The following is a 24,422-nucleotide window of genomic DNA, read 5'->3' on the forward strand; positions in this document are numbered from 1 at the left end:
GGTCGGCGGCTTTTGACGTGCTTTGCTGCTGTGCACAGTTGGCCGATCGCTGTCCGGAGCCCGGGCGTCCGGTGGGGCATGATGAGTCGCATGGGGACCGAGGGGGCCAACTTCCGTGTGATCGCGGGGCGTTACCGTCTCGAGGCGAAGGTCGGGCGGGGTGGCATGGGCGTCGTCTGGCAGGCGACCGACCAGTTGCTCGGGCGACGGGTCGCCGTGAAGGAGATCCCGGTCGACGAGACGCTCACCGCGTCCGAGGCACGGCGGCAGCGTGCGCTGTGGCTGCGCGAGGCGCAGGCGGTGGCGCAGCTGCGGCACCCGCACGTGATCGTCGTCCACGACGTGATCGAGGAGCACGAGCGCCCGTACATCGTCATGGAGCTGATCGACGGGGAGTCGCTCGCCGACCGGCTCGCCGAGCACGGCCCGCTGGACGCCCGGGAGACCGCCCGGGTGGGCGCCGACCTGCTGGACGCGCTGCGCGCCGCGCACGCCGCCGGGGTGGTGCACCGGGACATCACCCCGGCCAACGTGCTCGTGGAGCGCGGCACCGAGCGGGTCGTCCTCACCGACTTCGGCATCGCCCGGGTGCCCGGCACCGGCACGCTCACCGAGTCGGGGTCGTTCGTGGGGTCGCCCGAGTACACCGCGCCCGAGCGGATGTCGGGGGCGCGGACCGGTCCGGCCTCCGACCTGTGGTCGGTGGGGGCGCTGCTGTGCGCGCTGCTGAGCGGTGAGTCGCCGTTCCGGCGGGACTCGCTGAGCGGCACCGTGCTGGCCGTGGTCTCCGAGGAGGTACGGCCGCCCGAGCGGGCGGCGCCGATCCTGCCCGTCGTCCAGGGCCTGCTGGAGCGGGACCCGGCCGCCCGGCTGGACGCGGCGGAGGCGGAGCGGATGCTGCGGGAGTTCCTGGTGACCGGCGAGGATCTGGTGCCGAAACGGTTCAGCAGGCGGGCGGAGCGGCCGTGGACGACCCACAAGGTGGCGGCGGCCGTGGTGCTGGCCGCCGTGGCGGCGGTGGCCGGGGCGTCGGCGGCGGTGCTGCTGGCCGACGGGGGCGGCGGCGGACACGACGTGCCGACCAGCTCGGCGAGCCCGCCCGCGGAGACGGCCGGCACGGTGGCGCCGCCCGGCGGGTCCACCGCGTCCGACGGCTCCCCCTCGCCCGGGTCCCCGTCGGCCGACCCGTCCCCGTCCGGGACGAACCGGAGATAAGGAGCACCCCGCGTCACGGCTGTGTGACCGAGGGCACCGCCCCTGGATCCCCGGCCGTCCGGCGCGATATGGATGGATCCATGAGCAACAACGGGGGATTCCCAGAACGGCCCGACGAGCCGACGAGTTTTGAACTGCGGCCTCCGCAGCCGGCGCCGCTCGCCCATGTGCCGCACCCGGACAACCCGTACGCGACGCCCGCCGCGCCCGTGCCGCAGCAGCCGGCACCGGCACCGGCCCCGGCCACCCAGGCCGGCCCGCCCGGCGGACCCGCGCCCTCCGCCGGGCCCGCCGCGTCCCCGCCGGACCCCGGCACCGGCCGGCTCATCGCGGGCCGCTACCGGCTGCTCGCCAAGCTGGGGCACGGCGGCATGGGCACCGTCTGGCGCGCCAAGGACGAGACGGTGGACCGCGAGGTCGCCGTGAAGGAACCCCGCGTCCCGGACCACCTTCCCGAGCGGGAACGCGCCAACGCCTACGAGCGGATGCGCCGCGAGGCCCGCGCCGCCGCCCGGCTCGACCACCCCGCCGTCGTGAACGTGCACGACGTCGCCGTCGTGGACGGCCGGCCCTGGATCGTCATGGAACTGGTGCAGGGCCGCTCGCTCGGCGCCGTGTTGCAGGAGGGCACCCTCGGCGCCCGGGACGCGGCGCGGATCGGGCTGGAGGTGCTGGGCGCCCTGGAGGCCGCGCACGCGGCGGGCATCCTGCACCGGGACGTCAAGCCGGACAACGTCATGCTCGGGCGCCACGACCGGGTCGTGCTCACCGACTTCGGGATCGCCCAGATCGAGGGCGAGACCAATCTGACCGACACCGGCGGCTTCGTCGGCTCGCCGGAGTACATCGCGCCCGAGCGGGTCCTCGGCCAGCGCCCGGGACCCGCCAGCGACCTGTGGTCGCTCGGGGTCGTCCTGTACGCGGCGACGGAGGGCGTCTCGCCGTTCCGCCGCAGCAACACCCCGGCGACACTCCAGTCCGTCCTCAACGCGGAGCCCGCGGCGCCCGCCGCCGCGCGCGGCCCGCTCGCCGAGGCCATCAACGGCCTGCTCCAGAAGGACCCTTCGCGCCGCCCGGACGCCGCGCGGACCCGCGCCCTGCTGGAGAAGGCGGCCGACCCGCCGCAGCCGGCCCCCACCCAGCCCGTACGGCTCCCGCAGAGCGTACGGCGGGGGATCGTGCTCGGGCCGAAGACGCTGCTCGGGATCGCGGCGGCGGCCGTCGCGGCCGCGGTGACGGCGTACCTGGTGATCGCCGACCCGTTCGCCGGGTCGGTGCCGGAGGGCTGGAAGACGCGCGAGGAGAAGGCCCTCGGCGCGACGCTGCTCGTGCCGGACGCGTACAAGCGGACCGGCCCCGAGAAGACGGACGACGGCCACTGGGTCACGTACACCGACCTCAGCGGTGCCGTCTGGATCAGCCTGGAGCTGGAGAAGAAGGCCGAGGACACCGGCAACGACATCAAGGGGTCCGCCGCCGCCCAGATGTATGACGAGGACGGCGACTACCGGCAGAGCGGCGACTACCGGATCAGCATGCCGCAGAACCCGAAGACGAAGCCCAGGGAGACCACGTACCAGGGAGAGCGGTCCGCCGAGAACACGCTCACCTACGACACCACCGACAGTCAGAACCCCAGGCCGCGCGAACTGCGCCTCTTCTACTACCGGACGTCGGCCGGCGACATGTACAAGCTGTCCGTCGCCTACCCCGGCAAGGGCGACTTCACGCAGCGTGGACGCGAGGTGGCGCAGACCGCGATCGACCACCTGGAGATCGACAAGCTCTAAGCGCCGGCGCCCGTGACCGACTCGAGACCGGGCGCCCGGCTGGTTCACGGCAACGCCCTGATCAGCGCATTCGTTGCCAGTGTCCACTGGCAGTGTGTGAGCAGTCGGTGAATCCCCGTTACCGACGGGTACACAAAGGCCCCGGCGCGGCATACCCTGCGCCTCATGACGGACGCGCAGGCCCCGGCCCAGACCGGCACGAACCCCCTCGCCCCCGCCCCGGAGGGCGCCCGTACCGCGGCCGACGTGGTCACGCCCGAGCTGGTCGCCCAGCTCACCAAGGGCGTGGCCGGGTCCGGCCGTACCGCCAACCACACGCCGTTCACCGGCGAGAAGCTGGCCGACCTGCCCGAGTCGACGCCCGACGACGTCCGCGAGGCGTTCGAGGCGGCCCGCGCGGCCCAGGCCGTCTGGGAGCAGGTCCCCGTGCGCCGGCGAGCCGACGTGCTGCTGCGCTTCCACGACCTGGTGCTGGAACGGCAGGCGGAGGTGCTGGACCTCATCCAGCTGGAGACCGGCAAGGCCCGGCTGCACGCGCACGAGGAGGTGCAGGCCGTCGCCGTCGCGGCCCGCCACTACGGCCGCAAGGCCCCCGCCTACCTCAAGCCCAAGCGGCACACCGGTGCCATCCCCACGCTCACCCGCGTCACCGAACTGCGCCACGCGCGCGGGGTCGTGGGCCAGATCGCCCCCTGGAACTATCCGCTGGAGCTGTCCGTCGGCGACGCGCTCCCCGCGTTCGTGGCGGGCAACGCGGTCGTCATGAAGCCGGACACCGAGACCTGCCTGACCGCGCTGTGGGCACGGGACCTGCTGATCGAGGCCGGCCTGCCCGCCGACGTCTTCCAGGTCGTGCTCGGCGAGGGCCCCGTCGTCGGCCCCGAGGTCGTCAAGCACGCCGACTACGTCTCCTTCACCGGCTCCACCCGCACCGGCCGCGAGGTCGCGCAGAGCGCCGCCGCCCGCCTGGTCGGCGTCTCGCTCGAACTCGGCGGCAAGAACGCCATGCTGGTCCTGGACGACGCCGACATCGAGAAGGCCGCCGCGGGCGCCGTCCGCGCCTGCTTCTCCTCCGCCGGCCAGCTCTGCATCTCCATCGAGCGGCTGTTCGTCCACGAGTCCGTCGCCGACGCCTTCCTGGAGCGCTTCACCGCCCGCACCAAGGCGATGCGGCTCGGCCGGTCCCTCGCCTACGGCGCCGACATGGGCTCCCTGGTCGGCGAGCGCCAACTGGAGACGGTCACCCGGCATGTGGAGGAGGCCGTCGCCAAGGGCGCGAAGGTCGTCGCCGGCGGGGTGGCCCGCCCCGACATCGGCCCGTACTTCTTCGAGCCGACCATCCTCGACGGCGTCGAGGCCCCCATGGCCGTCTGCACCGAGGAGACGTTCGGCCCGGTCGTCTCCCTCTACCGCTTCTCCAGCGACGACGAGGCCATCGAGCGGGCCAACTCCACGCCGTACGGGCTCAACGCCTCGGTGTGGACGAAGGACGGGCGCCGGGGCCGGGCGGTCGCGGCCCGGCTGCGCACCGGCACCGTGAACGTCAACGAGGGCTACGCCCCCGCCTACGGCAGCGTCCAGTCGCCGATGGGCGGCATGAAGGACTCCGGCCTCGGCCGCCGCCACGGCTCCGAGGGCATCCTCAAGTACACGGAGGCCCAGACGGTCGCCCACCAGCGGCTGCTGCCGATGGCGCCCTCGCTGGGCATGGACGACGAGACGTACGCGCGGTTCATGAGCCGGAGCCTGCGGGTGATGAAGGCGTTCCGTTTCCGCTAGGTACCGGGCCCCGTTCCGAGGCCACCGCACCACCGCTTTCGACGAGGAGAGCACGTGTCACAGGAGAACTCCGCCCCCGCGCAGGACGACGGTTCCGGGTACGACTACGACGTCATCGTCGTCGGGTCCGGGTTCGGCGGCTCGGTCACGGCGCTGCGCCTGACCGAGAAGGGCTACCGCGTCGGCGTCCTGGAGGCCGGCCGCCGCTGGACCCGTCAGACCCTGCCCAAGAACTCCTGGGACCTGAAGAACTACCTCTGGGCCCCCAAGCTCGGCATGTACGGCATCCAGCGCATCCATCTGCTCGGCAACGTGATGGTGCTGGCGGGCGCGGGCGTCGGCGGCGGCTCCCTCAACTACGCCAACACGCTGTACATCCCGCCGAAGCCGTTCTTCGAGGACCCCCAGTGGCGTGACATCACGGACTGGGAGCAGGAGCTGAAGCCGTACTACGACCAGGCCCAGCGCATGCTCGGCGTCCGGCTGAACCCGACGATGACCCCCTCCGACGTGCACCTCAAGGCGGCCGCCGAGAAGATGGGCGTCGGCGACACCTTCCACATGGCGCCGGTCGGCGTGTTCTTCGGCGACGGCAAGGACGCCGAGGGCACGGCGAAGGCACGCCCCGGCGAGGAGGTCGCCGACCCGTACTTCGGCGGCACGGGACCGTCCCGGCGGGCCTGCACGGAGTGCGGCGAGTGCATGACGGGCTGCCGGCACGGCGCGAAGAACACCCTCAACGAGAACTACCTGTACCTGGCCGAGAAGGCGGGCGCGGTCGTGCACCCGCTGACCACGGTCGTCTCGGTCACCGACGACTCCCAGGGCGGCTACGCGATCGCCACCGTGCCGACCGACCGGCGGAAGAAGGGCGAGGGGCGGCTGTTCAAGGCCCGCCGGGTCGTCATCGCGGCCGGCACCTACGGCACACAGACCCTGCTGCACCGCATGAAGGCCGGCGGCCAGCTGCCGCACCTCTCCGCCAAGCTCGGCGAGCTGACCCGCACCAACTCCGAGGCGCTGGTGGGCGCGCAGACCGACAGCCGGCGCTACCGCAAGCTGACCGGCGCCCCCAAGGTCGACTTCACCCGGGGTGTCGCCATCACCTCGTCCATCCACCCGGACGAGAACACCCACATCGAACCGGTCCGCTACGGCAAGGGCTCCAACTCGATGGGCGGCCTGTCCATCCTCCAGGTCCCCTACGCCGAGGGCAGGTCCCGCGTCGGCGCCTGGCTGGCCAACGCGGCCCGGCACCCGCTGCTGGTGCTGCGCTCGCTGTCCAACCGGCGCTGGTCGGAGCGGACCATCATCGGGCTCGTGATGCAGTCGCTGGACAACTCGCTGACGACGTATCTGAAGCCGGACGGCGTGGGCAAGGGGCTGCTGACCGCGCGGCAGGGCCATGGCGCCCCCAACCCCAAGCAGATCAAGGCCGCTTCGGAGGCCGCCTCCGTCATCGCCGCCGACATCAACGGCTTCCCCGGCTCCAATGTCGGCGAGCTGATGGGCACCCCGCTCACCGCGCACTTCCTCGGCGGCTGCCCGATCGGGGACTCCCCGGAGACCGGTGTGATCGACCCGTACCACCGGCTGTACGGGCACCCCGGGATCTCGGTCGTCGACGGGGCGGCGGTCTCCGCCAACCTGGGCGTGAACCCGTCGCTGACGATCACCGCGCAGGCCGAGCGGGCCATGTCCTTCTGGCCCAACAAGGGCGAGGCGGACCCGCGTCCGGCGCAGGGCGCGGCCTACGAGCGGCTGAAGCCGGTCGAGCCGCAGGCGCCGGTGGTGCCGGCGGAGGCGTTCGGCGCGCTGAAGCTGCCGTTCCTGGGGATGCCGGCGGTGCCGCCGAAGAAGTAGCGGACACGTCGCGGACACGGAAAACACGGAAGGACCTGCGCCCCCCTCCGAGCGCAGGTCCTTCCGTGTGGTGCGTCAGGCGGCAAAGGCTCAGGCCTCGGCACCGCTCCGACGACGCTTCATCGCGAACATCACGCCGGCACCGGCGAGGATCGCGACACCGCCGACCGTGCCGATGACGGGCAGCTGAGAGCTGGACCCGGTCTCGGCGAGGCTGCCGGTGACCTGCGGGGTGTCGCTGCCCGGCTTCTCGTCCGTGACGGGGGCCTTGCCGCCTTCCTGCGGCTTCGTGCCGTCCGTGTCCGTGCCGGCGGCCACGATCTGGTACTTGTACGCGACGTCGCCGAAGCCGACGCAGTCGCCGTCGGTGTCGCCGTAGATGGTGGCGCCGAGCGTGAAGCCGGCACCCGCGGGGGCGCTGGACTTCACGTTGACCCGCATCGGGATGTCGACCACGTAGTCGGGCTTGAGCTCGTCCGTGTAACCGACGTAGCCGACGGCGTAGCCGTCCTCGTCGAGGGTCACCCAGACCTCGTCCTCGGGGTCCCAGGCCTGGATCTCGACCTGCTTGCTCTTGAACAGGTCCATGCCGTCCGCGTCGGACGACGCCCCGGCGAAGAAGTCGAGGTCCTCGAGCGTGGAGTCCGAGGTGTTGAGCACGCTCAGCGAGAACTTGTGCCAGCCGCTGCCCGCGCTGATCTTGCCCGGCAGACCCGAGATGCTGACGTCGACCTTGGTGTCCTCACAGACGGACTCCTCGGGGTCGGGCTCCTCCGTCTCCTCGGGGCTGGAGGTGCTCGGCGACGGGCTCGCGGAGTCGGTGGCCGAGGTGCTCGGCGCCGGAGCGGTGGTGCTGTCGTCGGGAGCCGTCGTCTCGTCGTCGGGAGCGGTCGTCTCGTCGTCGGCCGGGGCCGTCGTCTCCTCGTCCGCCGGAGTCGTCGTCTCCTCGTCGGCCGGAGGCGTCGTGTCGCCGGCGGCCGGCGTGGTCTCCGAGGTGGCCGGGGCGGTGGTCTCGTCCGTGGCGAACGCGGCCGGCGCGGACAGCAGGGCGATCGGTGCTATGACCGCCGTCGTCGCTGCGGCGGCCAGGGCACGGCGAAGCTTCATGAAGACCTCGAAAGTCCGTTGTGCCGCCGGACGCGGCACAGGTATCGGGAGGCCTCCGCGTGTGGGGCGCGGGTGTGGCCCTTGGTTCGCAGACTTTGATCACCGAGGGCCGGGAAAGGTTGTGCGTGACCTGACAGAATATTTATGTGGCTTGGGTCACATCCGCTGGATCATGGACCGTCTCCCTGCCGTACTCTCGGCGCCCGTACCGGAGTTCGAGAGAAAGCGTTCACATCGCCATGGCCGGCAGACCGTCCGACGGGACCCCCTCCGCATCCGACGACGAGGCACAGCCCTCCACGCCGTCCTTCTCCGACGAGGAGCTGCAGAAGTTCCTCCAGGACGCCGGACGCGACCGCTCCTCCGCCCCGAAGGAGCCGTCCGCGCGGGCCCGGATGGTCACCGAGCGGCTGCGCCGGCAGGACGCCCGCGGTGAGCTGCCTCCCGGGTGGCGCACCGGTCCCGCCTGGCAGGAGATGAACGGGACCGCCACCCGGCGCCGCCGGCTGTGGGCGATCCTCGGGGTGCCGCTCGCCGTCGCCGTGGCCGTCGTCGCCGTACGGCCCTCCCTGATCCCCGGCGACCCCTTCGGCACCGCCGCCTCCCCGGTCCGGGAGACCGCCACCCCCTCGCCGCTGCCCGCCGAGACCGCCGCGCCCACGGCCCCGCCCGCCTCGGCCGACCCGGACACCCCGACCCTGGCCCGGCCCTTCGCCGGATCGCCCGCGGCGCGCTGGGCGGACGGCGAGGCCGGCATCACCACGCCGCAGGCCACCCCCGTCGGCAGCCTGTCGAAGGCCCAGGTGGAACAGGCACTGCGCCAGACCCGCAAGCTCCTCGTCGACGCCAACCTCGACCCGGCCACCCTGCGCGGCGAGCGCCCCGAGACCGCGCTCGGCGTCATCGAGCCGCGCCAGAAGGACCTGCTCGACCTGCTGACCACCGCGCTGCGCAAGCCGGACGAGAAGCACGACCCGCTCTGGATGTTCAGCCGCTTCGACCCGCACGAGGTGAAGCTCGCCGGGGACGTCGTGAAGACGCGCGGGCGCATGACCTTCGAGAAGGGCGAGCACGCCTCCGTCGTCGTGCACGCCGACTACACCTTCGTCTACCCGCTGGTCCGCGAGGGCTCCGACGAGGTGGCCCGCACCATCGTCCGGCGCGCCCTCGAGGTCGAGGTCTCCGATCCCGCCCGGTACCGGGTCACCCCGGGGAAGATCGCCGTCGTGCGCTACGACCAGGAGATCGGCAACTCGGCCTGCGACTCCTACGACGGCTATCTGCACCCGCAGTTCGACTCGGGACCGCCCGTCGGCGAGGCCCCCACCGGCCCGACGACGGACCCGTACGACCGCAGCAAGAAGATCACCGAGGACCGGCACGAGGAGTGCCGGGTCGTCAGCCGCACCTGACGCCCTCGTGGCCGCGGGCATGAGAGCGGCCGCGGGCACGAGAGCGGCCCGGGGCATGAGAAGGGCCCCGCGGTGCGGGGCCGCGGGGCCCTTCTGTGGTCAGCACCAGCGTCAGGGCGCGCCGGTGCCTGGGGGAGCGGCGCCGGGGGAGTGCGCCGCCGAAAGGGTCTCTCGCATCGTGCGGGACGGGCCGGGGCGCGGCAACCGCTGGGGCCCGCCCCGTACTCCGTCGGTGTTTCCGCCGGCCGGCCCCGGGCGTCCCCGGAGCCGGCCGTTCTCTTGGGTGACCGGGCTGCTGTCCCCTGCCGTCCGGTCACTCACCCGGAGCGAGGTCCCACGGCGTACGGCGATCCGTACACCACAACGCTCCGGCGAGCCACGCGTGGTTCATTCGGGCCCGCCCCTGGCTGGCACGGACACCGGTACCAACGAAGCGGTCCGGGCGGCGTCACGCTCCGACCGGGTGAGAGGGGTGCCGAACTCAGATGCGACCGCGACACAGTTCGAGCAGCGTCATCGCGAGGGCCGTCCCCGGCTTGCCCAGCGCCTCGCTGTAGTGGCCGAGGATCTCCATCTCGCGGGACAGGTTCACCCGCCGGCCGCCGGAGGTGATCCGGGCCTCCTGGATGACGGCCGACACGGCCATGCGTTCCTGGATCAGCCCGATGATCCGGTCGTCCAGGGCGTCGATGCGTTCACGGGCACCGGTGATCACGTCCGCGGCCTCGGGGGTGCGGGCGCCGGTCACCTCGGTGGGGGTCACGTGCGTGGCGGTCATCGGGGGCTCCTCGTCGGTGGGAGGTGCCCCGGAGCGGCAGGACCCGGAGACGGCAGACGCCCCGGGCCTTGTCGGCCCGGGGCGCCTGGGAAGTCGCTTGTCAGTTGCTCAAGCAGCACGACCATGGCAGCCGGCGGGCCGGATGCCATAGGTAAACAGGAAGGTCGGGTGCGTGAGCATGCCGCCAGTATGCCGCGCTCGCCGAGGGTGTCCAAGCCGGTTCGCATCGTGAGACGGGCTTCGGCCCCGGGGCGGCCGCGCGACGCCCGGTAGACTCGGGCGCACACACACCTCGCTCACCGCCGGAAGGCAACCCGTGTCATCAGCGAACCCCGCCGCCGCCCCCGACACCGTCCTGGTCGTCGACTTCGGTGCGCAGTACGCCCAGCTCATCGCCCGTCGTGTCCGCGAGGCCCGGGTCTACAGCGAGATCGTGCCGAGCACCATGCCGGTCGCCGAGATGCTCGCCAAGAACCCGGCGGCGATCATCCTCTCCGGCGGCCCCTCGTCCGTGTACGCGGAGGGCGCCCCCCGCCTCGACCGTGAGCTGTTCGAGGCCGGTGTCCCGGTCTTCGGCATGTGCTACGGCTTCCAGCTGATGGCGCAGGTCCTCGGCGGCACCGTGGACAACACCGGCGCCCGCGAGTACGGCCGTACCGACCTGCGGGTCTCCAAGCCGTCCTCCACCCTCTTCGAGGGCACCCCGGCCGAGCAGCACGTGTGGATGTCCCACGGCGACGCCTGCTCCGCCGCCCCCGAGGGCTTCGTGGTGACGGCCTCCACCGGTGTCGTCCCGGTCGCCGCCTTCGAGAACGACGACAAGAAGCTCTACGGCGTCCAGTACCACCCCGAGGTCATGCACTCCACGCACGGCCAGCAGGTGCTGGAGCACTTCCTGTACCGGGGCGCCGGCCTGAAGCCCGACTGGACCACCGGCAACGTCATCGACGAGCAGGTCGCCGCGATCCGTGAGCAGGTCGGCGACAAGCGCGCCATCTGCGGCCTGTCCGGCGGCGTCGACTCCGCCGTGGCGGCGGCGCTGGTCCAGAAGGCCATCGGCTCCCAGCTGACCTGTGTCTACGTCGACCACGGCCTGATGCGCAAGGGCGAGACCGAGCAGGTCGAGAAGGACTTCGTCGCCGCGACCGGCGTGCAGCTGAAGGTCGTCGACGCCGAGGAGCGGTTCCTGAAGGCGCTCGCCGGGGTCTCCGACCCCGAGGAGAAGCGCAAGATCATCGGCCGCGAGTTCATCCGCGTCTTCGAGCAGGCGCAGCTGGAGATCATGCAGGAGGACGGCCCCGAGGTCGCGTTCCTCGTGCAGGGCACGCTCTACCCGGACATCGTCGAGTCCGGTGGCGGCACGGGCACGGCCAACATCAAGTCCCACCACAACGTGGGCGGGCTCCCGGACGACATCGAGTTCGAACTGGTCGAGCCGCTGCGCCAGCTGTTCAAGGACGAGGTCCGCATGGTCGGCCAGGAACTCGGCCTGCCGGAGGAGATCGTCCAGCGCCAGCCCTTCCCGGGCCCCGGCCTCGGCATCCGCATCGTCGGCGAGGTCACCAAGGAGCGCCTGGACCTGCTGCGCGAGGCCGACGCCATCGCCCGCGAGGAGCTGACCGCGGCCGGCCTCGACCGCGACATCTGGCAGTGCCCGGTCGTCCTGCTCGCGGACGTCCGCAGCGTCGGCGTCCAGGGCGACGGCCGCACCTACGGCCACCCGATCGTGCTGCGCCCGGTGTCCTCCGAGGACGCCATGACCGCCGACTGGTCGCGGCTGCCGTACGACGTCCTCGCGAAGATCTCCACGCGCATCACCAACGAGGTCAAGGACGTCAACCGCGTCGTCCTCGACGTCACCTCGAAGCCGCCGGGCACCATCGAGTGGGAGTGACGCTACGCTCCCCGCGCCCTAGGTGCGCTTGATCGTGCGCACCGGCTGACCGGGCTTCCAGATCCGGACGACGAGGTACTTCTCGTCCTCCACGGAGGTCCGCACGACCTCCGTCAGCTCGGTGCGGAAGAGGTGGAACGGCTCCGGCGGTTCCACCTCTTCCGCGTACGCGGCCTTGCGCGCCGGGTCCGCCACCTCGATGGCGCGCCCCGCGATCCGTACGTCGCCGCCGCCCATGGACTGCCCCTCCCCGGGGTTCGCCTGGAGCGCGAAGCGCGGGTCGCGGCGCAGATCGAGGGCCTTGAGCGAGTCCGGCATCATGCCGAGCCACAGCTCGCCGTCCAGGAAGCGGACCTCCAGGCCGGAGGTGCGCGGGGAGCCGTCCCGGCGCAGGGTGGCCAGGACGTGGTGCGTGAACGCGCCGAAGCGCTCCTCGACGAGCCGGGCGAAGCCGGGATCGGCGGCGGCGAAGGCGGACCAGTTCGCTGTCATGCCGCCGAGTCTGACGGCCATACCCGACATCCTCTGTCCGGTTTCGCCGGATGGGCGGGGGATGTCATCCGGTTCGCGGAGCCCGGCCGCCGGGTGCGGTCAGCCGGTCTGGGGGACCGGGCGTACGTAGCGGTCCCGGCCCGCGTCGTCCTGGACCCTGGCGCAGCCCGCCGCCGTCAGCCGCTCGGCGATCTTCGCCCGGCGGGCGGCGTTGATCCGCAGCGCCCCGACCAGCATGGCCGGCATCAGCATGGCCAGCGGCAGCAGCACGGCGTACGCGGCGGTCACCAGCGCGAGCAGCAGGAGGACACCGCCCGAGGCCCAGGCCATCCCCAGCAACTGCCTGCGGTTGCCGGCCTGCACCAGCGCGTCGTACATGATCAGCTCGTTGAGCAGGGCCACGTCCGCCTGCGCCTCGGGGACCGGGGTGAGCGACGCCTGGTACATGCCCGGCACGTTCCCGCCCTGGCCGACGCCGGGGAACGCGGCGAGGTTGGCCGCCGCGCGCTGCCGGTCCGCCGGGTCCGTGGAGCGCACGAGCCGTACGTGCAGGTTCTTGTACCGGCCCACGAGCCGGACCCCGCTGTACCGGAAGCCGAAGCACTCGGCCACGTACACCAGCGCGCCGGCGCTCTTGCGGTCCGAGGCGGGCGTGACCAGTTCGACGTCGTCCTGGTTCGAGATCAGGCGCATGAGGTACTTGAGATGACGTTCGGCAGCGCTCAACGGGGACTCCGGTGTGACTGAAATCGATCGGTGGGTGGGTCGTTCCGGAGCACAGACCACCGGTGTCACGAAAGGGTTGTGCACGGCATCGTTACCTCGCGGCCCTGTTGTCCCCACGCCGACCGGAGGTACCTTCCGCCCCGTACGACCCCACAGTGCCGGAGGACTCATGCACGGGACGCCCGCCGGGCCCACTCCGCCCCCGCCGCTGCCCACCGATCAGTTGCGGTTCGCCATGCCGCCGATGCACGAGTCCGTCGAGGACGAGCGCCGGCACCGCAAGGAACGGCTCGCCGGGGCGCTGCGGATCTTCGGCAGGATGGGCTTCGAGGACGGTGTCTCCGGACACATCACCGCACGCGACCCCGAGTTCACCGACTGCTTCTGGGTCAACCCGTTCGGGCTGCCCTTCGGCCATGTCACCGTGAGCGACCTCGTCCTCGCCAACTCCGACGGCCAGGTCGTCGAGGGCCGCTACCACGTCAACCAGGCCGCGTTCACGGTGCACTCCCAGGTCCACGCCGCCCGCCCGGACGTCGTCGCCGTCGCCCACTGCCACTCCGTGCACGGCCGGGCCCTCGCGGCGCTGGGCGAGCTGCTCGACCCGATCACCCAGGAGAGCTGCGCCTTCTACGAGGACCACGCGCTCTACGACGCCTACAGCGGCGTCGCCGTCGACGCGGCCGAGGGGCGCCGGATCGCCGCCGCCCTCGGCTCCCACAAGGCCCTCGTGCTGCGCAACCACGGCCTGCTCACCGTCGGCGACTCGGTGGACGCGGCCGCCTGGTGGTTCCTGTCCATGGAGCGCTCCTGCCAGGTGCAGCTGACGGCCCGGGCCGCGGGCCGGCCGGTCCTGATCGACCACCGGATGGCCGTCGCCACCCGCGAACAGCTGGGCGGCGACCTGGTGGCCTGGATCAACTACCAGCCGATGTGGCAGGACATCACCCGGGGCGAACCCGATCTGCTGAGCTGACGAGGGCCCGGCGGTCAGAACCCGCGCAGCACCGCCGCCTTCGTCCGCGCGAACTCCTCGTCCGTGAGCACGCCCTCGCGGTGCAGGTCGCCCAACTCGCGCAGCCGGCGCAGCAGGACGTCGTGATGGCCGGGCGGCGCCGGGACCGCGGGCAGCGTTCCGCCGGCCGGGGGAGCCGTGCCCGGCCGCGTGGACGGATGCGGCAGGCGTGCCGTGACCGCCGTGGCCACCAGCGCGGTGAGCAGATCGCGGCGCGCGCTGCCCCACAGATCGAGGGCGTACGGGTCCTTATCCGGCGGCAGGGCGGAGAACACCGTCTGACGGGTCACGAAGCGCAGACAGCCGTCCCCGGAGCCGGAGTTGGGCACCCACTCGACCCGCACCAGGTCGTCGACGTCGATGACGCGCGGGCCCGCCGCCCGTTTGACCCGCTCCGAGGCGTCCGACCAGTCGATGCGCACCCGGCCGCCGTCGAAGGAGACCGTGCCGTCCGACGAGCGCACGGAGACCGGCACCGCGGGGCCCGGCAGCAGATAGGCCGCGACCGGCTCCTTCGGCACCCGGTCCAGCAGCAGCGCGCCGCGGATCTCCTCGGCGAGATACGCGGCCGTCCCCGTCCGGTCGGTGTCCACCGCCAGCCGGTACGGGTCCGAGGCGTCCGGCAGCCGGCCCCCGGTCGCCTGCAGCAGCGGATCGGCCCCCTCGCGCAGCCGCATCCGCAGCCGGCCCCGCCTGCGGTCCGGTTCGAACGCGACGCCCGCGACCGCCTCCAGGGGCACGGCGATCTCGCCGTACGTCCGCCGGAACAGCGGCACGGAACGGTGGAGGCCCGGCGTGATCCGGACGGTGGTGCCGTCGAAGGCCCAGGTCCCGTCACGCTGGCTGATCTCGGCCATATGGGAATTCTCGCAGCCGGGTCAACACACCGGGACCGCGCTCACCCGTCCCGACCGGGCCCGTCGGGTGGGCGGTGGGTGGGTGGCGGGGGGAGTACGGCACAATTCGTCGTCATCGGACGGGAGTTGCGGGCCGGGCGCGGCGGCTCGGGTCTCCCGGGAACACCCGTGGCGCCGCAGGGCGGGCGGGGCATCAGGTCGTCGGGAAGGCGGGCGTCGGGCGTGGCGGTGCAGGAGGCTGGGCGGAGCGGCGCGGTGGAGCGCCCGCACGGGGGTGGCTGCACGTGCGGGGACTGCCCGCACGGGGCGCGTGCGGGACACCGGCGGGCGGTGGCCGAATTCCTGGTGAAGCGGGACGAGTTCGCCGCCGGGCAGGGGCTCCCGGCGGCCGTGGCCCACTCGGCCTCGGCGTCCCGCCAGTGGGTGTCCGAGGAGCTGACGCAGTCCGCGGAACAGGTCGCCGAACGCGGCCGGGCCGAGGGCGAGGCCTGGCTGGGGCGCCTGTGGTGGCGTACCGCCTGCACCGTCTGGGGACTGGTCGTGGCGCTGCTCCTGGCGCAGGCGCTCACGGCGATCGGCGCGGGCTGGACGGCGGCCCGTACGGCCGGGCTGCTCGCGGCGGTCGTGACGGCGGCGGCGCTCACGGCGGCGTCCTGGTTCCACCGGGCGCGTGGCGGCGCCCTGGCGCCGGTCATCGGCGAGGACAACCGGCTGTCCACCTCGCGTGCCGTCGCCGGGGCCTGGGTCCTCTTCGTGGCGTACGCCGTGCTCGTCCTGGCCGGGCGGCTCGCCGCCGCGTCGGGCCACGCGGAGCGCGACGCGCTGATCGAGGGGCTCGAACTGCGGCGCGGCGCCGGGGTGGTGACCGTGCTCGCCGTGGTGTGCGGGATCGCGGTGCTGGTGCGGCGGGTCGTCGGGGTCCGGGTCCTCGGGCAGCGGCTGCAGAAGGTGCCCGCGGACCGGCCCCGGGCCGCCGACCTGCTGACGGACGACTCGGGGCGGGGGACGTTCGCCGACATCCAGTACATGGTGATCGGTGCCGTGGCCCTGCTGTTCGCCGCGGTCCGGCTGGGGCGGCGGCCCGACCAGCTGCCCGACCTGCCCTGGGGTCTCGCGGTCGTCGTGCTGATCTCGGCGGCGACCTATCTGGCCGGGAAGTACGCGGAGGGCGGCCGCCCGGTGATCCTCTCCGTGGTGCGGGCGCGGGAGGCCGGGGACCTCGACGCCCCGATCCGCACCGGCGACGACATCGAGATCCGGGGTGCCGGGTTCGTGCCGCCGGGCGCGCAGCGGGCCGACCGGCTGGCGCGGATGGTCGTCCGCATCGGGGCGGTGCACGTGCATGTGCCGCTGGTCCCGGTGAGCGGTGGGTTCAGCAACCCGACCGACACCGTGCTCACGGTCCCGGTGCCCGCCGACGTGGAGCCGGGCCGGGCCGAGGTGCAGGTGGTGACCGCGGCCGGCGTGGAGACCAACCGCTACGCCATCGACGTCACCGACTGACCGGTGCCGTCCGGCCACTTGACCGTGTCCAGTGATTGAAGTTTGGACAGGATGCGGCGGAGAATGCCGGGGTGCCGCGCGGCTGAGCGCTGCGGCAGTTCCCTCCGTATGGTCGGGCGGGGGATCACGGCGGGCGAGAGGCGGCGACGGGCGATGACGTACGGAACGCACACGGGTACCTCCGGCGGATGGCGGGAGACGGCCACCCGCTACGCACTGCTTCCGCTCCGCGTCTTCCTCGGCGTCACGTTCGTCTACGCCGGACTGGACAAGCTGACGGACAGCGCCTTCCTCAAGGACTCCGGGGCCGGGTCCATCGGGGACATGATGCGCGCCGTGCGGGACTCGGCGGCGATCCCGGCCATGGTGGACATGGCCCTCGACGCCCCCGTGGCCTTCGGCTACGCCATCGCCTTCGGTGAACTGGCCGTCGGGCTCGGCATCCTCGTCGGACTCCTCTCCCGGCTGGCGGCCCTGGGCGGCGCGCTGATCTCGCTGAGCCTCTGGCTCACGGTCAGCTGGGCCTCCGACCCCTACTACTACGGCAACGACCTGGTCTATCTGATGGCCTGGCTGCCGCTCGTGCTGGCGGGCGCGCCGGTGTTCTCCCTCGACGCCCTCCTCCGCGCACGCCGGCGGGAGCGCTTGGCACTGCGGTGACCTCCCGCCCGGGTCAGGGGCGGGACGCCTGGCCCGGCGGGGTGCGGTGACGACGGGCGGCCCGGGCCACCAGCCCGACCGCGCCCGCCAGGAACAGCCCCCCGACCACCAGCGGGATCACCGCGAACCACGGCGTCTCCCAGGCGTCGGCCGCGTCCCCCGCGAAGACCGCGCCCGCGGCGGTCAGGAAGCCACCGGCGACCAGCCGGCCCGGCTGGAACTCATGACGCAGCACGGCTCACCTCCGCCTGCCCGATCCCGACGCTCAGGTCGAGGTCCAGCGTGCCCGCGTTCTTGACGCCCTTCGCCGGTTCCAGCGTCAGCTCCTTGTGCTTGCCCGGCGCCACGTCCACGTCCCGGCTGTCGTCGCCCGGCAACTGGATGTCGCCCACGCCGACGTCCACGCTCAGCTCCACCGTGACCCCCTTCGGGACGATCACCTTCAGCCGGCCCACGCCCACGTCGGCCCGCGTGCCGACCGTGCCGTCCGGCTCGAACGCCACCCCGCTCAGATCGAGGGTGCCGACACCGGTGCCCAGGTCGTACTCGGGCCGTACGTCCGCCACCGTCGCCGGACGCCACGTCGTCTCGACCCAGCGGGTGCCGATGTCCTTCGGCAGGGCCGCCGACGCGGCCAGCAGACCCGCCGTCACGACCGCGAGGAAGACGGTGCCCGCTCCCGTACGGCCCAGGAACGCGCTGAGCGCGATGCCCAGGCCGAACACGGCCAGGGCACAGGCCAGTCCGGTCTGCAGACTGGTGCCGAGCGGCTGGTCGTGCCAGGTGCCGCCCGTCCCCGCCGCCCCCGCGCCCAGGGCCAGCAGGAACACCCAGCCGCCGATCCGGCGGGGACCGCGCGGCCGGGGCGGGGCCGGGCGGCGCGCCCGTATCTGCTCCCGGCTGCTCCAGGTGCCGCCGCTCGCGGCCGCCGCCAGGTCCCGGTCATGGGCGTCCTGCGGACCCCACAGATAGCCGGTGCCGCCCTCGTGGGTGCCGTCCTTCACGATCGGGTCCCGCCACCAGGACGGGTAGGCGGCCGGGACCGGCGGCGCCTGCGCCTCCGGCGGGGCGTCCGCCACCGCCTGCGCGGCGAGCGGGTCCGGGTCGGGGGCGCCGCGATGCCGCGACCAGTAGCCGGCGCCCGCCAGGAGGAACGACAGGACGACGGCGAAGGCCAGCACACCGCCGTTCTTCAGCATCGTCAGGAACACACCGCAGCCCACCAGCGCGAACAGCACGGCCGTCAGCGCGTGCCCGTCGACGCGGCCGGTGAGCAGCTTGCGCACCTCGTTCTCGTCCTCGTCCTCGTACGGGACGAGGAGCCAGGCGAAGCCGTAGAAGATCAGGCCGATGCCGCCGGTCGCGGAGAGCACGGCGAGGGTGATCCGGAAGATCACCGGGTCCATGTCGCACTGCCGTCCCAGACCCGCGCACACCCCGGCCAGCATCTTGTGCGGCCGGTCCCGCCGGAACCGGTGCGGCGGCCCGGGCGCCGCGGCCGCGTCCGCCGCCTCGCCCCCCGCCTCCCGCGTGCCCGTGCGGGCGCGCGGTTCCTCACGCGCGGCACCCGCGGCACCCGTGGACGCCCGGCCGGACGCGGTGCCCGCGGGGGGCACGGCGTCCGGCTCGGGCCCGGAGTCCGCGGCGTGCTGGTGATCTGTCATGGGTCCATGGTGACGGGCGGGTCCGCGTGGCGGGAGTCGGGACGACCCTGGTCGGACCCTGATATCGCCCCGAGGCGGTGCCGGGGGAAGCGTTCGAGCCGGCCCGGACCGAAGATCAGGGGAGTCTAGGGGGCCGACCCTGATGCCCTGATGGGCCGCCCGTGTGACCATCGATGGCATGCCGGAAGCCGCAGCAGCGCCACTCGCCGACCCGCGGCCTCCGCGCAAGCTCTACCGCAGCAGTGACGGACGCTGGCTCGGGGGCGTGGCGCGGGGGCTCGCCGGGCACCTCGGGCTGCCCGTCATCTGGGTGCGGCTCGTCTTCGTCGGCCTGTTCATGGCGGACGGCCTCGGCGCCCTGCTGTACGCCGCGTTCTGGTTCTTCGTCCCGCTCGGCGTCGGCGGCGTCGGCGCGCAGCGCACGTCCGCGTTCACCACGGAGACCGCGGCCGACGGCCGCCGCAGACTCGTCGCCCGCAAACCGGACAAGGGGCAGATCGTCGCGCTGCTCCTCATGGTCGTGGTGGCCGTGGTCTTCGTCGGCAGCGTGGACGTCGGCAACGGCGCCAAGGCGTACCTCCTGCCCGCCGTGCTCGTCGGCGCGGGCGTCGCCCTCGTGTGGCGCCAGGCGGACAACGCGCGCCGGGCCCGCTGGATGGAGGTCGGCCGCCGCCGGCGCACCCTGACCCTGCTGCGCGCCGCCGCCGGCGTCGTCCTCGTCACGACCGGCGTCTCCGGCATCTTCGTGCTCCAGGGCTCCGCCGCCCACCTCGGCTCGATCCTCCAGGCCGCGCTCGCTGTCCTGGTCGGGATAACGCTCCTCGCCGGCCCGTACCTGGTGCGGATGACCCAGGACCTCTCCGAGGAGCGGCTGATGCGCATCCGCGCCCAGGAGCGCGCCGAGGTCGCCGCCCACGTCCACGACTCGGTGCTGCACACCCTGACCCTGATCCAGCGCAACGCGGAGAACGCGAACGAGGTCCGCCGCCTCGCCCGCGCCCAGGAGCGCGACCTGCGCACCTGGCTGTACAAACCCGAGGGCACCGGCAAGGACGAGGCGGACGAACCGACGCACCTCGCCGACGCCGTCCGGCGCAACGCGGCGGAGGTCGAGGACAAGCACGGCGTCCCCATCGAGGTCGTCGTCGTCGGCGACTGCCCCCTCGACGAGAAGACCGCCGCACAGATGCAGGCCGCGCGCGAGGCGATGGTGAACGCCGCCAAGTACGGTGGCGAGGGCGGCGCCGTGCAGGTCTACGCGGAGGTGGAGGGGAGGACCGTCTTCGTCTCCGTCCGGGACCGCGGCCCGGGCTTCGACCTGGACGCGATACCCGCCGACCGCATGGGCGTCAGAGAATCGATCATCGGCCGCATGGAGCGCAACGGCGGCACGGCCCGGCTGCGGGCGGTGCCCGACGGCGGCACGGAGGTCGAGCTGGAGATGGAGAGGGCGGAGAAGACGTCATGAGCGACCCGACCGAGGCGAGCGAGCCCGTGGAGTCCACCGGGGGGAGCGCGGGGGAGCGGCGGGTGCGCGTGGTCCTCGTCGACGACCACCGCATGTTCCGTACCGGCGTCCAGGCCGAGATCGGCCGGACCGAGGAGACCGGCGTCGAGGTCGTCGGCGAGGCCGCCGACGTCGACCAGGCGGTCACGGTCATCACCGCGACCCGCCCCGAGGTCGTCCTCCTGGACGTGCACCTGCCCGGCGGAGGCGGTGTCGAAGTGCTGCGGCGCTGCGCCCCGTTGATGGCGGACGCCGAGCGGCCCGTCCGCTTCCTCGCGCTGTCCGTCTCGGACGCCGCCGAGGACGTCATCGGCGTGATCCGGGGCGGCGCGCGCGGCTACGTCACCAAGACGATCACCGGCACCGACCTGGTCGACTCGGTCTTCCGCGTCCAGGACGGCGACGCGGTGTTCTCGCCGCGGCTCGCCGGGTTCGTCCTGGACGCCTTCGCGTCGACGGACGCGCCGCCCGTCGACGAGGACCTGGACCGGCTCACGCAGCGCGAGCGCGAGGTGCTGCGCCTCATCGCGCGCGGCTACGCGTACAAGGAGATCGCCAAGCAGCTCTTCATCTCCGTCAAGACCGTCGAGTCGCATGTCTCGGCGGTGCTGCGCAAGCTCCAGCTGTCCAACCGGCACGAGCTGACCCGGTGGGCGACGGCCCGGCGACTGGTCTGACCCCGGCCCCGGCCGTCACGCCACGCGGGTGGCCCCCGCGAACGGCATCTCGTCGAGCGGGGCCACCCGCACCGGCGCCGACGGGTTGGGGGCGTGGATCATCTGCCCGTTGCCGATGTACAGGCCGACGTGGCTGATGCCGGAGTAGAAGAACACCAGGTCCCCGGGGAGCAGTTCGGAGCGGGAGACCCTGCGGCCCGCGCCGATCTGGCTGTAGGTCGTCCGGGGCAGCGAGACCCCGGCCGCGCGGTAGGCGGCCTGCGTCAGGCCCGAGCAGTCGAAGGCGTTCGGGCCGGTCGCCCCCCAGACGTAGGGGCTGCCGAGTTTGCTGTAGGCGTACGAGACGGCGGCCGCGGCCCGTGCGTTCGGGGCCTGCGCCGCCGCCGACCCGGGTGCGGCGAGGGCGGTGCGGTCACCCGAGGCGGAGCGGTCGGCGCGGTCGCCCGGGGAGGGCTCACCGCCGGTCAGCCGCGCCAGCTGCGCGCGGGCCTCGTCCAGCTTGCCGGTGATCGTCTTCTTGTGCCGCCGCAGTTCCGCCCGGCGTGACGTCAGCGACTTCAGCTCGACGCGTGCGGCGCCGCGCAGTTGCTCGATCTCGCGCAGCTCCCGGCGGACCTCGGCGACGGACGCCGCCTGCCGGTGGCCGGCCCGCTCGGCGAACTCCGCGCCGTCCAGATAGCGGTCCGGGTCGGAGGAGAGCGCGAGCTGGAACGCCGGGTCCATGCCGCCGTCCCGGTACTGGGCCGCCGCCATCGAACCCAGGGCGTCCCGGGCCGCGTTGAGCTTCTGCGTCTTGCGCGCGGCCTCGTCCTGCAGCGTGCGGATGCGCTTGCGGGCCGCCTCGGCCTTCTCCCGCGCCCCGTTGTACTTCTCGGTGGCGACCTCCGCCTCCTGGTACAGCTTGTCCACCTTCGCCTTGACCTGCGCCGGGGTCAGCTGCGGCTCCGCGTGCCCGGTCCCGTCGAACCCCGTCGCCGTCGCCGCGCCCGCCAGCGCGATCGTCCAGGCCGTCCGCGCCGTGCGGGTCGCGCCGCCTGCGGTCGTTCTCGAGCGGGGTTTCCGGTGCGCTGCCACGTGGACTGCACGTCCTTCCGTACGGGGGGACTCGCGCGTCCGGCGGCGACCCGCACAGGGGGAGCGGACCGCCGCCGGACCTTTTCTCGGCGGTGGTGACCGACGGCCGCCCCTGGCCCGGGCGGCGGTGGGGAGCCGGTCACCTGGGGGAGGACGCTAAGCCGCTGTGTGTCGAGTCGGTAACGCGTTGTGCGGAAGTGCCGGGAGAGGACCGGGCGTGACCGTAAGTGAGCGGAACGTCGGGGAAGCGGCGTCTTGTTCACGCTCTGTGGTGACCGATGTGCGGGTTCGGGGAGCGAGGGGAGGGACGGGGTGCTATGCGACGCATATATGCACCGGCGCCCGGGCCGGGCCGGTCGCACACCCGGTGACGGCGCCGGGCGGGCCGGTCGTTAGGCTCCGGCCCCATGGACGTACTCATCCACCTCTTCGTGGGCCTGCACATCGTCGGGATCGCCGCGCTGCTCGGCGGATTCCTCACCCAGATGAAGGCGATGGGCCAGGGCACCGCCCGGTTCGTGCCGGGGATGCTGCACGGCGCGCTGACCATGCTGGTCACCGGGGTGATCCTGGTCGGCCTGAACCAGGCGGACGACCAGTCGGTGAACAACGTCAAGATCGGCGTGAAGCTGGCGCTGCTCGTCGTGATCCTCGGACTCGTCTATGTGAAGCGGGACGAGGAGAAGGTGGACGCGAAGCTGTTCGGCCTGGTGGGTCTGCTGACCCTGGCCAACATCTTCATCGCCGTGCTCTGGACGTGACAACGGCCCGGCCGCCGGCCGCGAGGTGCCGGCGCACGGCGCCGATGGCGACCGCCGGCCACACCGCCACCGCGATCCACAGCAGGACCTCGCCGGGGACCTCCAGCCACGGGACGTCCAGGGTGGCGGAGACCGACAGCATCGCCGCCGCCGACATGCCCATCGGGAAGACGGTCGACCAGCGGCGCACGTCGTAGCGCGTCCTCGGCCGGGCGATCTCGGCGACCAGCAGGACGACGTACCAGGCCATGTCCAGGGCGACGAGCGCGTAGGTCACCGTGCGCAGCGCCTGGGAGTCGTCGTCGTTCCACAGGAACGGGACGGGCCCGTCGGCCGCGAGGAGCCGGGCGCCGGCCAGCGCCGAGATCGCGAGCGCGCCGCCCGCCACCCAGTGGTCGCCCGCGCCCCGGACGACCTCCCGCCGGTCGAAGCGGGTCAGGGCCACGGCGTACAGGAGCAGACCGAGCCAGAACAGCACCAGGGCCGCGTGCGCGAGCCAGGCCGCCCCCGCCGTGGCGGCCAGCGTGGCCGCGAGCACGGCGAGCCCCTGCGTGGCGACGCAGCCGAGGAAGACGGGCCCCGGCATCCCGTGCCGCCAGTGCCGCAGGACGACGTACAGCAGGCCCGGCCAGAGCGCGAAGGCGAGGGCCAGCAGGGCCTCGGCGAGGGTCTGCCGGCCTCCCACGGCGAAGCGGGTGCCCAGGATCGCGGTCGCGGCGACGGCGCAGAGCGAGGCCGGGCCGGCCGCCGCCCTCACCCACGCGGAGCGGTGCCACAGGAGCCGGGCGACGAAGTCGCAGGCGAGCGCGAGCCAGGCGACGCACGCCAGGGCGAGGGCGATCCGGGACAGGATCGCGTGGCCCGACTGGTGCAGGGCCACCGAGAGGATGCCGGTGGCCATGACCGAGGCGCCGGCGGCGGGGGGACGTCGCGCCCACCAGGCGGGCAGGGGGGACGCGGACGCGGGTGTGGCGGCGGGCATGGGCCGATGCTAAGGAGCACGGCACCGGCGTGCGGGTGGGGGCGCGCGCGGGGGGTGGGTGAATCGGCGGCCCGTGCGGCCCGGGGAGCCGGACGCGCCGACGCCCCCCGGGGCCGTCCCTCAGACGCGGTCCAGCGGCCGGTGCGGTCCGTCCGGCAGCTCCACCTCGATCGTGTCGCCGGGGCGGACCACCCCGCCCTCCGCGACGACACCCATGATCCCGGCCCTGCGCACGAGGCGGCCGGCCTCGTCACGGCTCACGACCTGCTTGAGCAGCCCGTCCTGGAAGCGGTCGATCTGCAGGCACGGGTTCCGCAGCCCGGTGACCTCGACCACGGCCTCGGCGCCGATGCGCAGCAGCGTGCCCACCGGAAGACCGAGCAGGTCCAGGCCGCGCGTGGTGACGTTCTCGCCGAGCTCGCCGGGCGCCACCCGGAAGCCGGCCCCGGCGAGCTCGGCGAAGAGCTCCTCGTGGATGAGGTGCACCTGGCGCAGGTTCGGCTGCGTGGGGTCCTGGGCGACCCGCGAGCGGTGCTTCACCGTGACCCCCGCGTGGACGTCGCCGTCCACCCCCAGGCCGGTCAGCAGCGTGACGCTCTCCCGGTTCGGCTTCGTGAACGAGTACGCCTCGTTCCTGCTGACCGCCGTCACGACCCCCGTCATGGA

At 73.3% G+C, this 24,422-nt stretch carries 22 protein-coding genes; 12 read left to right on the forward strand and 10 right to left on the reverse strand.

The window, feature by feature from the left end; translation table 11 throughout:
* The first annotated feature begins 90 nt into the window (after positions 1-90).
* From F8R89_RS21415 to F8R89_RS21430, 4 genes are all read left to right on the forward strand, one after another.
* The gene (locus tag F8R89_RS21415) at positions 91-1,215 is read left to right on the forward strand and encodes a serine/threonine-protein kinase (protein WP_151785444.1); all 1,125 of its coding nucleotides are present in this window, start codon (positions 91-93) and stop codon (positions 1,213-1,215) included.
* Between the two features lie 80 nt (positions 1,216-1,295).
* Complete coding sequence (locus F8R89_RS21420; protein ID WP_192806184.1) at positions 1,296-3,005, forward strand: serine/threonine-protein kinase; 1,710 nt, start codon at positions 1,296-1,298, stop codon at positions 3,003-3,005.
* Positions 3,006-3,170: 165 nt separating this feature from the next.
* The gene (locus tag F8R89_RS21425; RefSeq protein WP_151785445.1) at positions 3,171-4,784 is read left to right on the forward strand and encodes a succinic semialdehyde dehydrogenase; all 1,614 of its coding nucleotides are present in this window, start codon (positions 3,171-3,173) and stop codon (positions 4,782-4,784) included.
* 54 nt (positions 4,785-4,838) lie between these two features.
* Complete coding sequence (locus F8R89_RS21430; protein ID WP_151785446.1) at positions 4,839-6,647, forward strand: GMC oxidoreductase; 1,809 nt, start codon at positions 4,839-4,841, stop codon at positions 6,645-6,647.
* Between the two features lie 90 nt (positions 6,648-6,737).
* Here the strand turns inward: F8R89_RS21430 and F8R89_RS21435 are convergent, their stop codons facing one another.
* A complete protein-coding gene (locus F8R89_RS21435; protein WP_151785447.1) occupies positions 6,738-7,754 on the reverse strand; it encodes an LPXTG cell wall anchor domain-containing protein in 1,017 nt (338 codons plus the stop codon).
* A 239-nt stretch (positions 7,755-7,993) separates the two neighbouring features.
* Here F8R89_RS21435 and F8R89_RS21440 point away from each other — a divergent pair, with 239 nt between their 5' ends.
* On the forward strand, positions 7,994-9,166 hold the full coding sequence (locus F8R89_RS21440) for a hypothetical protein (protein ID WP_151785448.1): 1,173 nt from the start codon (positions 7,994-7,996) through the stop codon (positions 9,164-9,166).
* A 481-nt stretch (positions 9,167-9,647) separates the two neighbouring features.
* Here the strand turns inward: F8R89_RS21440 and F8R89_RS21445 are convergent, their stop codons facing one another.
* Complete coding sequence (locus F8R89_RS21445) at positions 9,648-9,944, reverse strand: chorismate mutase (RefSeq protein WP_151785449.1); 297 nt, start codon at positions 9,942-9,944, stop codon at positions 9,648-9,650.
* Between the two features lie 316 nt (positions 9,945-10,260).
* Between F8R89_RS21445 and guaA the strand changes: the two genes are divergently transcribed.
* Positions 10,261-11,838, forward strand: a complete 1,578-nt coding sequence (guaA, locus tag F8R89_RS21450; RefSeq protein WP_151785450.1) for a glutamine-hydrolyzing GMP synthase — start codon at positions 10,261-10,263, stop codon at positions 11,836-11,838.
* Positions 11,839-11,856: 18 nt separating this feature from the next.
* Here guaA and F8R89_RS21455 read toward each other — a convergent pair whose 3' ends face one another.
* Positions 11,857-12,330, reverse strand: coding sequence for a pyridoxamine 5'-phosphate oxidase family protein (locus F8R89_RS21455; protein WP_151785451.1), 474 nt, complete (start codon positions 12,328-12,330; stop codon positions 11,857-11,859).
* 99 nt (positions 12,331-12,429) lie between these two features.
* On the reverse strand, positions 12,430-13,056 hold the full coding sequence (locus F8R89_RS21460) for a hypothetical protein (protein ID WP_151785452.1): 627 nt from the start codon (positions 13,054-13,056) through the stop codon (positions 12,430-12,432).
* 169 nt (positions 13,057-13,225) lie between these two features.
* On the opposite strand from F8R89_RS21460, the gene F8R89_RS21465 reads away from it, so the two are divergent.
* Positions 13,226-14,032 (forward strand): class II aldolase/adducin family protein, encoded by an 807-nt coding sequence (locus F8R89_RS21465; RefSeq protein ID WP_151785453.1) that lies wholly within the window; start codon positions 13,226-13,228, stop codon positions 14,030-14,032.
* 14 nt (positions 14,033-14,046) lie between these two features.
* Here the strand turns inward: F8R89_RS21465 and F8R89_RS21470 are convergent, their stop codons facing one another.
* On the reverse strand, positions 14,047-14,928 hold the full coding sequence (locus F8R89_RS21470) for a DUF4429 domain-containing protein (protein WP_151785454.1): 882 nt from the start codon (positions 14,926-14,928) through the stop codon (positions 14,047-14,049).
* A 222-nt stretch (positions 14,929-15,150) separates the two neighbouring features.
* Here F8R89_RS21470 and F8R89_RS21475 point away from each other — a divergent pair, with 222 nt between their 5' ends.
* The gene (locus F8R89_RS21475; protein ID WP_151785455.1) at positions 15,151-16,431 is read left to right on the forward strand and encodes a hypothetical protein; all 1,281 of its coding nucleotides are present in this window, start codon (positions 15,151-15,153) and stop codon (positions 16,429-16,431) included.
* Between the two features lie 153 nt (positions 16,432-16,584).
* Positions 16,585-17,091, forward strand: a complete 507-nt coding sequence (locus tag F8R89_RS21480) for a DoxX family protein (protein ID WP_151785456.1) — start codon at positions 16,585-16,587, stop codon at positions 17,089-17,091.
* A 13-nt stretch (positions 17,092-17,104) separates the two neighbouring features.
* Here F8R89_RS21480 and F8R89_RS21485 read toward each other — a convergent pair whose 3' ends face one another.
* Complete coding sequence (locus tag F8R89_RS21485) at positions 17,105-17,326, reverse strand: hypothetical protein (RefSeq protein ID WP_151785457.1); 222 nt, start codon at positions 17,324-17,326, stop codon at positions 17,105-17,107.
* Positions 17,313-18,755: a PspC domain-containing protein gene (locus tag F8R89_RS21490; RefSeq protein ID WP_151785458.1), complete on the reverse strand. Its 1,443-nt coding sequence runs from the start codon at positions 18,753-18,755 to the stop codon at positions 17,313-17,315. The genes F8R89_RS21485 and F8R89_RS21490 overlap by 14 nt, the downstream gene beginning before the upstream one ends.
* Positions 18,756-18,933: 178 nt before the next feature.
* On the opposite strand from F8R89_RS21490, the gene F8R89_RS21495 reads away from it, so the two are divergent.
* Together F8R89_RS21495 and F8R89_RS21500 are read left to right on the forward strand one after the other, a co-directional pair.
* Positions 18,934-20,223 carry an ATP-binding protein gene (locus F8R89_RS21495; protein WP_151785459.1) on the forward strand — a complete coding sequence of 430 codons (1,290 nt, stop codon included), beginning with the start codon at positions 18,934-18,936 and terminating at the stop codon, positions 20,221-20,223.
* Positions 20,220-20,939: a LuxR C-terminal-related transcriptional regulator gene (locus F8R89_RS21500; protein WP_151785460.1), complete on the forward strand. Its 720-nt coding sequence runs from the start codon at positions 20,220-20,222 to the stop codon at positions 20,937-20,939. Before F8R89_RS21495 ends, F8R89_RS21500 begins: the two co-directional genes overlap by 4 nt.
* A gap of 15 nt (positions 20,940-20,954) precedes the next feature.
* Here F8R89_RS21500 and F8R89_RS21505 read toward each other — a convergent pair whose 3' ends face one another.
* Positions 20,955-22,013, reverse strand: a complete 1,059-nt coding sequence (locus F8R89_RS21505) for an NlpC/P60 family protein (RefSeq protein WP_151785461.1) — start codon at positions 22,011-22,013, stop codon at positions 20,955-20,957.
* Positions 22,014-22,420: 407 nt separating this feature from the next.
* On the opposite strand from F8R89_RS21505, the gene F8R89_RS21510 reads away from it, so the two are divergent.
* Positions 22,421-22,774 (forward strand): hypothetical protein, encoded by a 354-nt coding sequence (locus F8R89_RS21510; RefSeq protein WP_151785462.1) that lies wholly within the window; start codon positions 22,421-22,423, stop codon positions 22,772-22,774.
* Here F8R89_RS21510 and F8R89_RS21515 read toward each other — a convergent pair.
* Positions 22,752-23,756 carry a tellurite resistance/C4-dicarboxylate transporter family protein gene (locus F8R89_RS21515; RefSeq protein WP_151785463.1) on the reverse strand — a complete coding sequence of 335 codons (1,005 nt, stop codon included), beginning with the start codon at positions 23,754-23,756 and terminating at the stop codon, positions 22,752-22,754. The genes F8R89_RS21510 and F8R89_RS21515 overlap by 23 nt on opposite strands.
* A 120-nt stretch (positions 23,757-23,876) precedes the next feature.
* The gene (locus tag F8R89_RS21520) at positions 23,877-24,419 is read right to left on the reverse strand and encodes an MOSC domain-containing protein (RefSeq protein ID WP_192806380.1); all 543 of its coding nucleotides are present in this window, start codon (positions 24,417-24,419) and stop codon (positions 23,877-23,879) included.
* Positions 24,420-24,422: the final 3 nt, after the last annotated feature.

It is taken from the genome of Streptomyces sp. SS1-1 (assembly GCF_008973465.1).
In the GTDB taxonomy this organism is placed as follows: domain Bacteria; phylum Actinomycetota; class Actinomycetes; order Streptomycetales; family Streptomycetaceae; genus Streptomyces.